We start from the raw sequence: 14,360 nt of genomic DNA, 5'->3' as shown, positions 1-14,360 counted from the left end.
TCGGGCGGCTCCGGCACGAGACCGTGACCGGTGGCATGCTCCCTGGCGGGCGACCGTCCGCCGGCCGGGCGTCCACCGGGTGACCCGTCCGCCGGCCGGGCGCCCGCCGAGCCCCAGGGGGACCTTCATGCGCCTGCACCGCACCGTCGTCGCCGCCCTCGGCGCCCTCGCCCTCGTCACCGCCCTGCCCGCCTCCGCGAGCGCCGCCAACGGCACCCTGCACTACGTCAACGTCAACGGCGACGACTTCAGCACCGCGAACCCGGTCAACGGCGAGTGCTACCTGCTTGTCTCCGGCGCCGCGCACGTGGACAACGGCACGGACACCACCGCCACCGTCTTCTCCGATCACGGCTGCGAGGACGTGCTCGGGCCCGCGCTCCCGCCCGGCAGCGCGCGGGACTTCGGGGCGCCCGTGCCGCACAGCGTGATGTTCAGCTAGCGGGCAGCGTGGCGCGCAGGCGCCAGCCGCCGTCCGGCAGCGGCCCCGCCGCCAGGTCGCCGCCGAGCGCCGCGACCCGCTCGCGCAGCCCGATCAGGCCCAGGCCGCCGCGCCCGCCCGGCGGCGTCCGGTCCTTGCCGCGGCCCTGAGGGGACGGGCCGTTGGTGATCTCGACGACCAGCCGTCCCGACGCCACCGACACGCGCACCCGGACGTCGTCGGCGCCGGGCGCGTGCCGCGTGACGTTGGTCAGCGCCTCCTGGACGACCCGGTGCACGGACGTCTCGACCTCGGGCGCGAGCGCGGCGGCACGGACCTGCGCCGTGACCTCCAGGGTCGCGGCGTCGCCGTGCGCCGCCACCAGCGCGGCCAGCTCCGTGAGCAGGTCGGCGGGCCTGGTGGCGGCGCCGGGCTCCGCGCGCAGCACGTGCACCAGGCGCCGCATCGATTCGAGGGTCTCGGTGCCGGCCTGCTCGATCCCGGCGAGCAGCGGCTCCAACTGCTCGGGCGAGGTCTCGCGGACGGCGCGCGCGGCCTGCGCCTGGACGACGATCCCCGTCACGTGATGGGCGACGAAGTCGTGCAGATCGCGGGCGATGCGGCGGCGCTCCTCCTCCTGCGTCGCGGTCACCGCGAGCGCCCGCCTGCCGTCCAGGGCGCGCAGATAGCCGCCGAGCGCGAGCGCCCCGCCCGCCGCGACCGTCAGGATGAACGCGAAGGTCTCGGCCTCGGACTGGAAGCCCGTCCTGACCGGCGCGGCCGCGACGGCGAGCGCGAGCAGCGCGCACAGGACGTACCCGGCGGGCAGCCGCGCCGTACGCGTGGTGACGGTGAGCAGGGCGAGCAGCGCGAAGGACTCCAGGAGCCCCCAGCTGCCGACCTGGACACGGCCGAGCGCCAGACCGAGCGTGAGCCCGCCGGAGGCGAACGCCGCGATGGCGGCGTTCGCCTCGATCCCGGGGCCGCCCCGCACGAGGAGCACGGCGACGGCCAGCGGCCCGGAGAGCAGCGGCAGCCAGGACCCGTCCGGCTGGCTCGACACCAGGTCGAGCAGCCACAGGAACAGTGCGGGGACGGCGAACAGGAGCGCCTTGCCGAGGCGGGGACGGGGGCGCGGGCCGGACGGGGAGCGGTGATCATCCACGTACCGAATGTACGCATCAGGTCGCACTCCGCGGATCAGCCGAAAGCCTGACCGGGGCCCCGCGATCCACCGAAGGGCCGAGGCGCGCGAGGGGCCGGTGCGGCGAACGTGGAGGCAGTCACACCAGCCCCGGGCGTCGGTGCCCGACGAAGCGACGCAGTGACGGAGTGGCGAACCGACGTGCCGGCGACCTGAAGCCTCGACGTTCAGTCGCCTCGACGTCCCCACGCCCCGATGTCCCGACGCCCCCACGCCCCGACGAGAGAGCGATGACCATGTCCCGACCGATCACCCTCCGCCCCCGTGCGGCCCGCACGACACTCTGCGCGCTCGGTGCCGTCGCCCTTGCCGTGTCCCTGACCGCCTGCGGCGGCGGCTCCAGCAACCCCTTCGACGACCACCGGGAGAAGGCGTCCTACCAGGACGGCGCCGCGGCGAAGAGCGCCAGGAAGTCCGTGCCGCGCTGGCTGCCCGACGACGCGACCGACATCAAGTACGTCATGTCGACCACCGGCGACGACCGGATCATCAAGTTCACGACGCCGGACGGGAAGTTCCCGAAGCAGTGCGTCAAGGGCGAGCCGCAGGGCAAGCCCCGCATCAAGGCCGACTGGTTCCCCTCGGACCTCGCGGCGAAGGCCGACACGAACTGCGGCACGTGGTCCGGCGCCCGCGTCGACGGCGTGCTCTACGCCTGGCAGGACAAGGATGTCGCGATGAAGGCCCGCGGCTGATGGGAGCACGCACGACACGTGGCAGAGGAACGCTCGCGGCCGTGACGGCGGGCGCGGCCCTGCTCTCGCTGGCGGCCTGCTCGTCGGGAGGCCAGGGCGACCGAGGCGGACCGGACACCGGGAAGGCCGGTGCGGAGAGGCCGCAGCGGATCGCCTGGAAGCCCTGCCCCGCCGATGCCACGGAGGGCGCGCCTAAGGGCGCCGAGTGCGGCACCGTCCGCGTCCCCGTGGACTGGACCGCGCCCGGCGGCGAGAAGCTCGACGTCGCGGTGGTGCGCAGGAAGGCGACCCGGCAGGACGAGCGCATCGGCACCCTGATGTTCCTGCCCGGCGGACCGGGCAATTCCGGTGTCCAGAACGTCGCAGGGACCAAGGAGTGGGGCGGCGCCGAACACCGCTTCGACATCGTCAGCTTCGACCCGCGCGGCACCGGACTCAGTAGCCCCGTGCGGTGTCCCGCGAAGCCGCTGGCCGCGATGATCACGGACAAGCGGCCCGTCACGACGACCGGCGACTTCGCCCGGCTGAAGAAGCGCGCCACCGGCCTCGCCGCGGAGTGCGCCCGCACCTCCGGCGCCGTGGCCCGGCACACCGACGCGGGCAGCGTCAGCCGCGACATGGACGTCATCCGCGCCGCGCTCGGCGAGGACCAGGTCTCCCTCTACGGACATTCGTACGGGACGGTCTACGGCCAGCGCTACGCGGCGATGTACGGCGGCCGGGTGCGGGCCGCCGTGCTCGACGGCGTCATGGACCCCGCGATCGGCCGGCGCGCCTTCGGCGTCACCGGGGCGAAGGCGCTGGAGGGCGCCTTCGGCGAGTTCGCCCGGTGGTGCGGGCGCTCGCGCGACTGCGAGCTGGGGGAGCGGGACGCCTGGCGGGTGTACGAGGACCTCGCCGCGCGGGCCACCCAGGGCACGCTGCGCAACGGCGGCAAGGACGTGCCCCTCGCGGAGCTGAACGGCACGATCGACGCGATGCTCCTCACCCCGTCCTGGCCGGCCGTCGCCCAGTACCTGCACGCCCTGGACACCGGGAAGCCGTGGGAGACCGACGAGGGCGGCGTACCGCAGGGCGAGAAGCTGCTGCCCGGCGCCGACCTGTCCGTCTGCGCCGATCTGAACCTGCGTGTCCCGGACGCCGCGGCCTACCTCGCCGACCAGCGCGCGGCCCGCGCGTCCGCGCCCCGCTTCGGCTACTCCCCGAACACCGTCTCGTACGCCAACCTCTGCCAGGGCCTGCCCGCGCCCCAGGCCGTGCCGGATGACGAGAAGGCCGTCGACACCAGGACGCCGCTGCTCCTGATCGGCGCCCGGTACGACAACGCGACCCCGCTGGACTGGGCGCGCTCGGTGCAGCGGCGGCTCGGGGACCGGGCGGCGCTCGTCGAGGTGAAGGGCTGGGGCCACGCCGTGAAGATCTTCAACGGGGGCGCCGAGCGGGACACGGTCCTGCGCTACCTCACCGACCTGGACGTGCCGAAGCCGGGCACGGTCGTCGAAGGGGGCACACCACCCGGAGCCTAGACCTGCGGCGTAGGGGCGCTGAGACCGGAGTCGGATCCGGAGCGGATCGGACGGGTATTAGCGTGGTCGGGACAGAATGACGACAAGGATCCGAGGTGCCCGGCCCATGCCAAGCCGCAGCGAGAACCGTACTGAGCTCATCGAGTCACTCATGGAGCGGTTCCCGAACGTGCCGCGGGAAGCCGTGATCAAGGAGGACCTGCTGCGCGGCGGGATCGCCTTCGACGAGTCGGCGCTCAGCGACAACGAGGGCGGCGAGGTCAAGCCGAAGTCGTACTTCATCTTCTCCTTCGACCACGGCACCCTGCCCGAGCTGGGCGCCGCCGCCCTGCGCCGCCCGCCCGAGGAGATCGTCCTCACCGGCGGCCCCTACGAGCTGCGCCGCACCGTCGTCTCGGTCCGCGTGAACCCCGCGTCGCCCTACCGGGTCGCGGCCGACGACGACGGCGTGCTCGGCCTCTACCTGGACGGCAGGCGGATCTCCGACGTCGGTCTGCCGCCGATGCCGGACTACTACCGGCACACCCTGGAGAACGGCAAGTCCGTGATGGAGGTGGCCCCCACCATCCAGTGGGGCTACCTGATCTATCTGACGGTCTTCCGGGTCTGCCAGTACTTCGGCGCCAAGGAGGAGTGCCAGTACTGCGACATCAACCACAACTGGCGCCAGCAGAAGGCCGCGGGCCGTCCCTACACGGGCGTGAAGCCGCTGGACGAGGTCCTCGAAGCCCTCGCCATCATCGACAAGTACGACACCGCGAAGGCCTCCACCGCGTACACGCTCACCGGTGGCGCCATCACCACGCAGCTCCAGGGCAAGGACGAGGCCGACTTCTACGGGCAGTACGCGAAGGCCATCGAGGAGCGCTTCCCCGGCCGCTGGATCGGCAAGGTCGTCGCCCAGGCCCTGCCCAAGGCGGACGTGCAGCGCTTCCACGACTACGGAGTGCGGATCTACCACCCCAACTACGAGGTGTGGGACCCGTACCTGTTCGAGCGCTACTGCCCCGGCAAGGAGCGCTACGTCGGCCGTGACGAGTGGCACCGCCGCATCCTGGACTCCGCCGACGTCTTCGGGCCGCGCAACGTCATCCCGAACTTCGTGGCGGGCGTGGAGATGGCGGAGCCGTTCGGCTTCAAGACCGTCGGCGAGGCCATCGACTCCACCGTCGAGGGCCTGCAGTACTTCATGTCGCGCGGCATCACGCCCCGCTTCACCACGTGGTGCCCCGAGCCCACTACGCCGCTCGGCAAGGCCAACCCGCAGGGTGCGCCGCTGGAGTACCACGTGCGTCTCCTGGAGGCCTACCGCGCCACGATGGAGGCCAACGGCCTCTCCTCGCCGCCCGGTTACGGCCCCGCGGGCCCCGGCAACGCGGTGTTCTCGGTGAGCTCCTTCATGGACAGCCTGCCCGCGGAGAAGGCCGCTCCGGAGGACGTATTTATCCCCGCGACGCCCCAGTAGAGCCGTGTTACGGTCGGGGCGGGTCACGAGTTCCAGCGTCAAGCCCCGGCTCGCTGGACGGCACCCCGCTCCGTCGCGGGTGCCCCGGGTGACGACCCGCCCCGCGCGAGGCGCGCGGGGAACGGCGGATCACCGGGGCTCCCGAGCGCCCGGGGTCCACGACTCCGGAGGCGCTCCATGACGCACGCGTACGACACCCCTGACCACGACACCCGTGCTCGTGACACCCACGACCACGACAGCTGTGACGTGCTCCTCTCCTCGCACGACGTCGCCGACGACGGCCTGATCGCCCTGCACGTGCTCGGTCCGACCCGGGGCGTCCCCGCCGCCGTGCGGACGCACGAACCGGAGCGGCTGCGCCGTCTCCTGCGGGAGGGGCACGGCCCGGCCCAGTGGCAGCCGGGCCGGAACCTGCTGCGGCTGGGGCGCGAGCACGTGGGCACCACACCGGTGTGCGCGGCCGTGGAGGCCCCTCGCCGCTGACGAAGATCACCGGTTCGTAGGATGACGGCGTGCCGGACGCGGGCGATCCCCGTGTCCGGGCGGCGCGACAGTCAGCCACCCAGAGCCGGAGGTCCCCCGTGCAGCACCACCCCGTCACCGTCGTCACCGGCGGCAGCCGCGGTATCGGCGCCGCTGTCAGCGCCCGTCTCGCCAAGGAAGGGCACGACGTCGTCATCGGCTACCGCTCCGACGAAGCGGCCGCGGCCAAGGCCGCCGACGCCGTCCGCGCCGCGGGCCGCCGCTGCGTCACCGTCCAGGTCGACACCACCGAACCGGCGGACGTCGACCGGCTCTTCGACACCGCGGCCGCCGAACTCGGCCCCGTCACGGGCCTGGTCAACAACGCGGGCGTCAGCGGTCCCGTCGGGCCGCTCGCCGACGCCGACGCCGAGGGCATGCGCCGCGCGCTCGACGTGAACGTCCTCGGCTATCTGCTCTGCGCCCGGCGCGCGGTGCGGGACCTGAAGGCGAACGGCGGCGGCGCGATCGTGAACATCTCGTCCGCGGCCGCCACCCTGGGCGCCCCCGGCGAGTACGTGCACTACGCGGCCGCCAAGGGCGCCGTCGACACGATGACCGTCGGCCTGGCCAAGGAGGTCGCGGGCGACGGCATCCGCGTCAACGCCGTCGCCCCCGGCGTCATCTGGACCGAGTTCCACGCGGACCCGCAGCGCCCGGCGAAGCTCGCCGACGGCATCCCCATGGGGCGCTCGGGCCAGCCGGAGGAGATCGCCGCGGCCGTCGCCTGGCTGCTCTCCGCCGACGCCTCCTACGCCACGGGCACGGTCCTGCGGGTCGCGGGCGGCCGCTGACCTCGGCGGCCGGGTGGCCCGGGGCGGCCCCTCGTAATCTGGACGCATGATCAGTGGAGAGGTCTCCCTCACGCCCGACGTCCTGATACGCCCGGTCACGCTCGACGACGCGGCGGCGCTCGCCCGTGCCTACCGGCGCAACCGCGCCCACCTCGAACCCTGGGACCCGGACAGGCCGGCCCCTTTCTTCACCGAACAGGGGCAGGCCGACCGGCTCCGGACGCAGTTGGAGGAGGGCCGGGCGGGCCGGTCCGCACACTGGGTGCTGGTCGGCGGCGGTGAGATCCTCGGGCACGCCGCCCTGTCGAACATCGTGCTCGGCCCGGTCCGCAGCGCGAACCTCGGCTACTGGATCGACGCCGGGCAGGTGGGCAAGGGCCTCGCGTCAGGGGCGGCCGACGTCGTCTGCGAGGCCGCCGACAGCCAACTGGGCCTGCACCGCGTCGAGGCGGGCACCCTCCTGCACAACACCGCGTCGCAGCGCGTGCTCACCAAGTGCGGCTTCGAGGAGTACGGGGTCGCGCCGGGCTTCCTGTACATCCAGGGTGCCTGGCGCGACCACCGGCTCTTCCAGCGGATCCTCAACGACCGCCCCGCGTAGGGCGGTTCGCGAGACCGCTCAGACGATGCCCTCGGCGACCTCGGCCTGCTCGCGGTCCGAGCCGTAGGCCTGCGGCGTGCTGTACGAGCGGCGCGCCACGAACCACCACACGGTGGCCAGGATCAGCACCACGGCGAGCGCGATCGACGCGTAGTTCATCGACTGGACGGTGACCGGCGAGGCCTGCGGCAGACAGAACAGGACGGTCACGAACGCCACCCAGACCACCGCGATCCAGCCGATCGGCTTGCTCCAGCGGCCCAGGTTCCACGGGCCCTGCTCGAAGCGGTCACCGGCCCGCAGCCGCAGGAAGATCGGGATGGCGTAGGCGGGCGTGATACCGATGACGTTGATGGCGGTCACGGCCGTGTACGCGGTCGCCGAGTACAGCGAGGGCAGCGCGATGACCGCGGCCAGGCCCACCGAGAGCCACACCGCGGGCACCGGGACCTGGGTGCGGGAGCTGACCTTGCGCCAGATCGCGGAGCCGGGCAGCGCGTTGTCGCGGGAGAACGCGAACACCATGCGGCTCGCCGCGGCCGTCTCGGCGTTGCCGCAGAAGAGCTGCGCCACGATCACGATGAGCAGCAGCGCGGTGGCCCCGGACTCGCCGATCGCGTCGATCATGATCTGCGCCGGTGGCACCCCGGTGTCCGTCTTCATCGTGCCCGTGTAGTCCTGGATGGCGAAGGTGAGACCGGCGAGCAGCACGAAACCGGCGATCCAGGAGGCCCAGATGGCGCGCACGATGCCGCGCGCCGCGGACACCGAGGCGTTGGAGGTCTCCTCCGACAGGTGCGCGGAGGCGTCGTACCCGGAGAACGTGTACTGGGCCAGGAGCAGGCCGATCGCGGTGACGTAGAGCGGGTTCTCCCAGCCGGTGCCGTTGTAGAACTCGCCGAAGACGAACGACGGCGACTGGTGGTGGTCGGGCACGATCGCGAGGACGCCGACGATCACGGTCACGCCCGCCACGTGCCACCACACGCTGATCGAGTTGAGCAGGCTGACCAGGCGCACGTTGAAGAGGTTCAGGACGGCGTGCAGCAGCAGGATGCAGAGGAAGATCAGGAAGGTCTTCTCCGCCGTCGGCGTGAAGCCGAACTTCAGGTTCAGGAACGCGCCGGTGAACAGGGCCGCGCCGTAGTCGATGCCCGCTATCGCGCCCAGCAGGCCGAGCAGGTTGAGCCACCCCGTGTACCAGCCCCAGCGGCGCCCGCCGAGCCGGTCGGCCATGTAGTAGAGCGCCCCCGACGTCGGGTACGCGCTGGTCACCTCGGCCAGCGCGAGGCCCACGCAGAGGACGAAGAGGCCGACGCCCGCCCAGCCCCAGAGCATCACCGCGGGGCCGCCGGTGCCCAGGCCGAAGCCGTACAGCGTCATGCATCCGGACAGGATGGAGATCACCGAGAAGCTGATGGCGAAGTTGCCGAAACCGCCCATGCGGCGGGCGAGTACGGGCTGGTAGCCGAGCTCTCTGAGCCGTTCTTCCTCGTCCTGGCGTGGTGGCGCGGGGACGGAGCTCGACATGGTGGTGCGGGACACGGATGTACCTCCGGTGGGGAACATTTGGGGAGCGGGGGACCGGTGGCCGGGTGGTGGTGCTAGCCCGGGGCGCGAGAGGCGTTGGAGCAGCGGGCGCGGGCCTGGACGAAGACCTCGGCGGCCGCGTCCGCGTCGCCGGGGGAGCGGGTGCGGTAGGTCCAGGGCACGACGGTGAAGAACGGATCCATGGCCTCGAACACCCGCAGCGCGTCCTGGAACTGGTGCGCTCCCCACAGCGCGTGCGCCAGGTGGTTGAGGTCGAGGAGCGAGGCGCCTGCGGGCGGCGAGTAGTCGAACCACAGCTGGAGGGCGCGCAGCGCGCCGCGCGTGGAGTCCTCGGAGATCCAGTGCAGATCGAGGGCGCGCTCGCCGCCGCCCTCCCTGCGGTAGCGCTCGACGCGCACGTACAGCGGGAGCAGGTGCAGCGAGGAGCCCGCGGGGGCGCCCGCCGACGCCCACTGCACGAAGTTGTACGCCTCGGTGAGGGGCCCGTCGGGCCTGCGCCCGTACACGAACTGGAGCATCCGGTGGTACGCCTCGCGATTGCCGGGATCGCGCTTGTCGGCCTCGCCGAGCAGGTGCCAGGGCCCGGGGAAGAGCATCGGCTCCGGCGGCGCCACCCGGTGTTCGTCCCACCGCTGGCCCTCGTCGAGCCGGGCGAGCGCGAGCAGACAGACCCACGGGACCGGGTCCTCGGGCGACATCGACGACGCGGTGCCGCAGGCCGATACGGCCTCGCGCCACAGGTCGTTGGTCTGGCGGTGGCCCGCGCGGTGGGCGCGCAGGGCGCGTTCCACCATGACCCGGGCATACAGGACGGCGGCCGACGCGCTGTGCGGCTCCTCGGCACGCCAGGCGCGCACCACGTCGGACCCCGCGACGGAGGCCGCGAGGATCTGGGTCCGCTGGGTCCACAGTCCCCAGTCGGGTGTCTCGGTGAGCAGGTTGCGCGTGGACACCCAGCGGCCGGCCCTGAGGTCCTGAAGCACGGCACGCAGGGCTTCGTCGTGGCCCGCCGGGTGATACACCGGGCGGCCTAACGGCATGGGCATGAGTCCTCGGTCGGGAAGATGGGGGGTTGAACCGGCCTGTTGTCGGGGTGTGTTGAGTGATGGGTGTTACTGATGTTGTTCGGCGGTCAGTGTAGAGCTGGCAGTTCCGGTTTCCAGCGCCCTGTGGGGATCTTTTCCATACCGATCTGTCAAACCGGCGCGCCGAAAGGGCATTTGATGAACAGTCACGGTCATTTCGTGCTCTTTGAGCTGTCGTTAAGGTTCCTTGGCCGGACCATCGGTAAGCCTTGACGCCCTCGGGCGCCCTGTAGCAGTCTGCCGCGGTGATCACCTACGAGCGGACCGCCGGGCGCGACGGGCCCGTGCTCGCCGTCGACCAGGGCACTTCGGGCACCAAGGCCCTCGTCGTCTGCCCGGAGCGCGGTGTGATCGGCTCGGGCGAGGCGCCCGTACGCCCCCGCCATCTGCCGGGCGGATCGGTCGAGGTGGATCCGGCCGAACTCCACTCCTCCGTCGTCGAAGCGGGCCGCCGCGCGCTGGCCGACGCCGGTGAACCGGTCGCCGCCGTCGGCCTCGCCAACCAGGGCGAGACGGTCCTCGCCTGGGACCCGGACTCCGGCGAACCGCTCACCGACGCCCTCGTGTGGCAGGACCGCCGCGCGGAGTCGGTCTGCACCGAAATCGCCCCGTACGCGGACGAGTTGCGCCACCTCACCGGGCTGCCGCTCGACCCCTACTTCGCCGCACCCAAGATGGCGTGGATACGCCGCCACCTCACCCGCGGCGGCGTGGTCACCACCAGCGACGCCTGGCTGGTCCACCGGCTCACCGGCGCGTACGTCACCGACGCCGCGACGGCCGGCCGCACCCAGCTCCTCGACCTCGACACCGTCAGCTGGTCACCGCGCGCCCTCGACCTCTACGGACTCGCCGACGAACGGCTGCCCCGCGTCGTGGACGCCGCGGGCCCCGTCGGCACCACCACCGCGTTCGGGCCCGAACTCCCGCTCACCGGACTCCTGGTGGACCAGCAGGCCGCGCTGCTCGCCCAGGACGTGACCGAGCCGGGCAGCGCCAAGTGCACCTACGGGACCGGCGCGTTCCTGCTCGCCCAGACCGGGGACCGTCCGGTACGCGGCACGTCCGGCCTGGTCAGCTGTGTCGCCTGGCGGCTCGCGGGGGAGAGCAGCTACTGCCTCGACGGACAGGTCTACACGGCCGCGTCCGCCGTGCGCTGGCTCACCGACCTCGGCGTGATCTCCGGCGCCGCGGACCTCGACCCGGTCGGCTCGGCCGTGCCGGACGCCGGCGGCGTCACCTTCGTGCCCGCGCTCGCCGGGCTCGCCGCACCCTGGTGGCGCGGCGACCTGCGCGGCTCGCTGACTGGCCTCGGCCTCGACACCACACGGGGCCACCTGGTCCGCGCGCTGTGCGAGGGCATCGCGGCGCAGGTCGCCGAGCTCGCCGACGCGGTCGCCGCCGACCTGGGCGAGCCGCTGAAGAGCCTACGGGTCGACGGCGGCCTGACCCGCTCGGCCCTGCTCATGCAGACCCAGGCCGACCTGCTCCAACTACCCGTCGAGGTCTCCGCGTTGCCCGACGTCACCGCGCTCGGCGCGGCCGCCGTGGCCCGCATCGGCCTGGACCCCGCGCTGTCGGTCGCCGACGCGATCCCCGCGTGGCGGCCCGCCGCCGTGTACGAGCCGCGCATCGACGCGGCGACGGCCGCGGAGCGTCTGGACGGCTTCCGCGCCGCGGTGGCGACGCTCGCCGAACGGCCGCCGTCATGACACGGGTCGCACCCGGCGAGACGACCGTGACCAGGGCGGGCGCACTGCCCGACGTGACGTACGACGTGACCGTCGTTGGCGCGGGCGTCGTCGGCTGTGCCGTCGCGCGCGAACTCGCCGCGCGCCCCGGCCTGCGCGTCGCCCTGGTCGACGCGTCGAACGACGTCGGCGACGGCACCTCCAAGGCGAACACGGCGATCCTGCACACCGGCTTCGACGCCGTGCCCGGCTCCCTGGAGTCCCGCCTCGTCCGCGAGGGCAGCGCGCTCCTCGCCGCCTACGCGGCCGAGACCGGCATCCCCGTCGAGCCGGTCGGCGCACTGCTCGTCGCCTGGGACCAGGAACAACTCGACGCGCTGCCGACGCTGTTGGCGAAGGCGGAACGCAACGGCTACGACGCCGCGCGGATCATCGGCCGCGATGAGGTCCTGGCCCGCGAACCGCACCTGGGCCCCGGCCCCCTCGGCGCGCTCGACGTGCCCGGTGAGAGCGTCATCTGCCCCTGGACGACCGTCCTCGCCTATGCGACACAGGCGGTACGCGCGGGTGTGCACCTGCACCTCAACTGCCGGGTGGAATCGATCGATCCGTCCGGCGACGCGCAGGTGCTCGGCACCGGCCGCGGTCCCCTGCGCACCCGCTGGCTGGTGAACGCCGCCGGGCTGGGCGCCGACGCCGTCGACCGCCTGCTCGGCCACGAGGACTTCACCGTCACGCCGCGCCGCGGCCAGCTCATCGTCTTCGACAAGCTCGCCCGCGACCTGGTGCGCCACATCCTGCTGCCCGTCCCCACCGCGCTCGGCAAGGGCGTCCTGGTGGCCCCGACCGTGTACGGGAACGTCCTGCTGGGGCCCACCGCCGAGGACCTCGACGACAAGACCGCCACCGGATCGACCGCCGAAGGCATCGCCGCGCTCCGCGAGAAGGGCCGGCGGATCCTGCCCGACCTGCTCGACGAGGAGGTCACCGCCGTGTACGCAGGGCTGCGCGCCGCCACCGAGCACGACGACTACCGCATCCGCGCCCACCCTGAGCGGCGCGGCGTCACGGTCGGCGGCATCCGCTCGACGGGCCTCACCGCGTCCCTGGCCATCGCCGCGTACGTCGCCGAACTCCTCGACGACGCGGGCGCGGACCTGCCGGGCGCCGGTGACCTGCCGCCGGTCCGCATGCCCCATCTCGGCGAGGCCTTCCCCCGCCCCTACCAGCGCGCGGACCTCATCGCCGCCGACCCCGCGTACGGCACGGTCGTCTGCCACTGCGAGCGGGTGACGCGCGGCGAGATCAGGGACGCGCTCGCCGCCACCGTGCCGCCCGGCTCCCTCGAAGGACTGCGGCGCAGGACGCGGGCGCGCGGCGGGCGCTGCCAGGGCTTCCACTGCGGCGCCGAGGTGCGGGAACTCTTCGAGCGCGGCGGGCAGGTGGCGGACCGGTGAGGCGCACACGGATCGTCGACGTCCTGGTCGTCGGGGCGGGCCCCGCGGGGCTGGCAGCGGCGGCGGGGCTCGCCGCGTCGGGCGCGGGCGAGGTCGAGGTGCTCGACCGCGAACCACGGGCGGGCGGCATGCCGCGCCACTGCCACCACGGCGGGTTCGGCGCCTTCGGGCTCGACGGGCCCGGCTTCGCCGAGCGGTGCGTGTCGGCCGCCGTGCGGGGCGGCGCGGTGGTGCGGACCGGTGTCACCGTCACGGGCTGGGCGGGTCCGCTCACCGTGGACACCACGAGCCCGCACGGCCTGGAGCGGATCACCGCCCGCGCCGTCGTCCTCGCCACGGGCGCCCGCGAACGGCCGCGCGCCGCCCGCCTGGTGCCGGGCACCAGGCCCGCCGGAGTCCTCACCACGGGCGAACTCCTGCGCGCCGTGCACGACGGGCGGCAGCACGTCGGCACCCGGGCCGTCGTGGTCGGCGCCGAATCCGTGAGCTACGCGGCCCTCGACGCCCTGCGGCTCGCGGGCGTCGACGTCGCCGCCCTGGTCACCGGGCACCCGCGTCACCAGACCTCGGCCGTCCGCGCCGCCGACGCCAGACTGCGCCACGGCGTCCCGCTGCTCACCGGGGCCACCGTGACCGAAATCCTGGGCAGGGGGCGGCTTTCCGGGGTGCGGCTGGCCCACGAGGACGGCAGGACGGCGTACGTCCCCTGCGACACGGTCGTCTTCACCGGCGACTTCGTACCCGAGCACGAACTGGCGCGGCGCGGCGGCCTGTTGCTGGACCCCGGCACCCGGGGTCCAGCGGTCGACGGCGCCTTCCGCACCGCTGTGCGCGGCGTCTTCGCCGTCGGCAATCTGCTGCACGCCGTCGAACCGGCCAGGGAAGTGGCCCGCGAGGGCGCGGCCGCGGGGGCCGCCGTGCGGCGCTACCTCGCCGACGGCGACTGGCCGTCCGCGTCCGTGCCCGTGCGGGTCGCGGCGCCGCTCGCCTGGGTCGCCCCGAACCTCGTGACCCCGGACGAACCGCTGCCGTACGGGGAGCGGTTCGCGCTGCGCACCGCGGAGTTCGTCGGCCGGGCGCCGCTGGTGATCACCCAGGGCGACCGGACGCTCCACCAGGCCCGGCTGTCGCGCGCCCCGGTACCGAACCGGCCGTTCCACATCGGCGGGGACTGGGCGGCGCGGGTGCGGGCGGACGGCGGCCCGGTCCGCATCGACCTGGGCTGAGAGGCTCCCGCTCCTGGGGCCGGTGGCACTTCCGGCCCGCGTGCCCCTGCCCGGTTCCGGCCCGGCGCTCCCCGGTTCCGGCCCGGCGCTCCTCGGCGCGCGCCGTTCCTCACGCACGG

The 14,360-nt window shown here is 73.5% G+C and carries 13 protein-coding genes and 1 riboswitch; of the genes, 10 read left to right on the top strand and 3 right to left on the bottom strand.

Annotated features, from left to right (window positions below; all coding sequences use genetic code 11):
* Window positions 1-127: 127 nt before the first annotated feature.
* Complete coding sequence (locus ACIO9J_RS11120; protein WP_401996053.1) at window positions 128-442, top strand: hypothetical protein; 315 nt, start codon at window positions 128-130, stop codon at window positions 440-442.
* Here ACIO9J_RS11120 and ACIO9J_RS11115 read toward each other — a convergent pair.
* Entirely contained in the window at window positions 435-1,586 is a 1,152-nt protein-coding gene (locus ACIO9J_RS11115) for a sensor histidine kinase (protein WP_401996050.1), read from the bottom strand. The genes ACIO9J_RS11120 and ACIO9J_RS11115 overlap by 8 nt on opposite strands.
* A 275-nt stretch (window positions 1,587-1,861) precedes the next feature.
* Here ACIO9J_RS11115 and ACIO9J_RS11110 point away from each other — a divergent pair, with 275 nt between their 5' ends.
* The 6 genes from ACIO9J_RS11110 to ACIO9J_RS11085 all read left to right on the top strand — a co-directional run bounded on the left by ACIO9J_RS11110 (window position 1,862) and on the right by ACIO9J_RS11085 (window position 7,231).
* Window positions 1,862-2,320, top strand: a complete 459-nt coding sequence (locus ACIO9J_RS11110; protein WP_401996047.1) for a hypothetical protein — start codon at window positions 1,862-1,864, stop codon at window positions 2,318-2,320.
* Window positions 2,320-3,846 carry an alpha/beta fold hydrolase gene (locus ACIO9J_RS11105; RefSeq protein WP_401996044.1) on the top strand — a complete coding sequence of 509 codons (1,527 nt, stop codon included), beginning with the start codon at window positions 2,320-2,322 and terminating at the stop codon, window positions 3,844-3,846. Before ACIO9J_RS11110 ends, ACIO9J_RS11105 begins: the two co-directional genes overlap by 1 nt.
* Window positions 3,847-3,952: 106 nt before the next feature.
* Window positions 3,953-5,311, top strand: coding sequence for a radical SAM protein (locus ACIO9J_RS11100; RefSeq protein WP_401996041.1), 1,359 nt, complete (start codon window positions 3,953-3,955; stop codon window positions 5,309-5,311).
* Window positions 5,312-5,332: 21 nt separating this feature from the next.
* Window positions 5,333-5,442, top strand: a riboswitch (SAM riboswitch).
* Window positions 5,443-5,488: 46 nt separating this feature from the next.
* The gene (locus tag ACIO9J_RS11095) at window positions 5,489-5,797 is read left to right on the top strand and encodes a hypothetical protein (protein ID WP_401996038.1); all 309 of its coding nucleotides are present in this window, start codon (window positions 5,489-5,491) and stop codon (window positions 5,795-5,797) included.
* A gap of 98 nt (window positions 5,798-5,895) precedes the next feature.
* Window positions 5,896-6,630: an SDR family NAD(P)-dependent oxidoreductase gene (locus tag ACIO9J_RS11090; RefSeq protein ID WP_401996035.1), complete on the top strand. Its 735-nt coding sequence runs from the start codon at window positions 5,896-5,898 to the stop codon at window positions 6,628-6,630.
* Window positions 6,631-6,676: 46 nt separating this feature from the next.
* The gene (locus ACIO9J_RS11085) at window positions 6,677-7,231 is read left to right on the top strand and encodes a GNAT family N-acetyltransferase (protein ID WP_401996032.1); all 555 of its coding nucleotides are present in this window, start codon (window positions 6,677-6,679) and stop codon (window positions 7,229-7,231) included.
* A gap of 18 nt (window positions 7,232-7,249) precedes the next feature.
* On the opposite strand, the gene ACIO9J_RS11080 is transcribed toward ACIO9J_RS11085, so the two are convergent.
* Window positions 7,250-8,761, bottom strand: a complete 1,512-nt coding sequence (locus ACIO9J_RS11080) for an amino acid permease (protein ID WP_401998480.1) — start codon at window positions 8,759-8,761, stop codon at window positions 7,250-7,252.
* A gap of 74 nt (window positions 8,762-8,835) precedes the next feature.
* Window positions 8,836-9,828 (bottom strand): hypothetical protein, encoded by a 993-nt coding sequence (locus ACIO9J_RS11075; protein ID WP_401996030.1) that lies wholly within the window; start codon window positions 9,826-9,828, stop codon window positions 8,836-8,838.
* A 284-nt stretch (window positions 9,829-10,112) separates the two neighbouring features.
* On the opposite strand from ACIO9J_RS11075, the gene ACIO9J_RS11070 reads away from it, so the two are divergent.
* From ACIO9J_RS11070 to ACIO9J_RS11060, 3 genes are read left to right on the top strand one after another with little or no spacing between them, the layout of a single operon-like run.
* Entirely contained in the window at window positions 10,113-11,579 is a 1,467-nt protein-coding gene (locus ACIO9J_RS11070) for an FGGY family carbohydrate kinase (protein WP_401996027.1), read from the top strand.
* Entirely contained in the window at window positions 11,576-13,015 is a 1,440-nt protein-coding gene (locus ACIO9J_RS11065; RefSeq protein WP_401996024.1) for an FAD-dependent oxidoreductase, read from the top strand. Before ACIO9J_RS11070 ends, ACIO9J_RS11065 begins: the two co-directional genes overlap by 4 nt.
* A complete protein-coding gene (locus ACIO9J_RS11060) occupies window positions 13,012-14,241 on the top strand; it encodes an NAD(P)/FAD-dependent oxidoreductase (protein ID WP_401996021.1) in 1,230 nt (409 codons plus the stop codon). The genes ACIO9J_RS11065 and ACIO9J_RS11060 overlap by 4 nt, the downstream gene beginning before the upstream one ends.
* Window positions 14,242-14,360 lie beyond the last annotated feature (119 nt).

It is taken from the genome of Streptomyces sp. NPDC087300 (assembly GCF_044744425.1).
Taxonomy (GTDB): Bacteria; Actinomycetota; Actinomycetes; order Streptomycetales; family Streptomycetaceae; genus Streptomyces.
This window is presented reverse-complemented; position numbering and strand designations above follow the sequence as displayed.

Bases quoted from the DNA above. Each gene is read 5' to 3' on its own strand.
- ACIO9J_RS11065 (WP_401996024.1), top strand. From the start codon at position 11,576: ATGACACGGGTCGCACCCGGCGAGACGACCGTGACCAGGGCGGGCGCA.
- ACIO9J_RS11080 (WP_401998480.1), bottom strand. From the start codon at position 8,761: ATGTCGAGCTCCGTCCCCGCGCCACCACGCCAGGACGAGGAAGAACGG.
- ACIO9J_RS11085 (WP_401996032.1), top strand. From the start codon at position 6,677: ATGATCAGTGGAGAGGTCTCCCTCACGCCCGACGTCCTGATACGCCCG.
- ACIO9J_RS11075 (WP_401996030.1), bottom strand. From the start codon at position 9,828: ATGCCCATGCCGTTAGGCCGCCCGGTGTATCACCCGGCGGGCCACGAC.
- ACIO9J_RS11095 (WP_401996038.1), top strand. From the start codon at position 5,489: ATGACGCACGCGTACGACACCCCTGACCACGACACCCGTGCTCGTGAC.
- ACIO9J_RS11105 (WP_401996044.1), top strand. From the start codon at position 2,320: ATGGGAGCACGCACGACACGTGGCAGAGGAACGCTCGCGGCCGTGACG.
- ACIO9J_RS11110 (WP_401996047.1), top strand. From the start codon at position 1,862: ATGTCCCGACCGATCACCCTCCGCCCCCGTGCGGCCCGCACGACACTC.
- ACIO9J_RS11100 (WP_401996041.1), top strand. From the start codon at position 3,953: ATGCCAAGCCGCAGCGAGAACCGTACTGAGCTCATCGAGTCACTCATG.
- ACIO9J_RS11120 (WP_401996053.1), top strand. From the start codon at position 128: ATGCGCCTGCACCGCACCGTCGTCGCCGCCCTCGGCGCCCTCGCCCTC.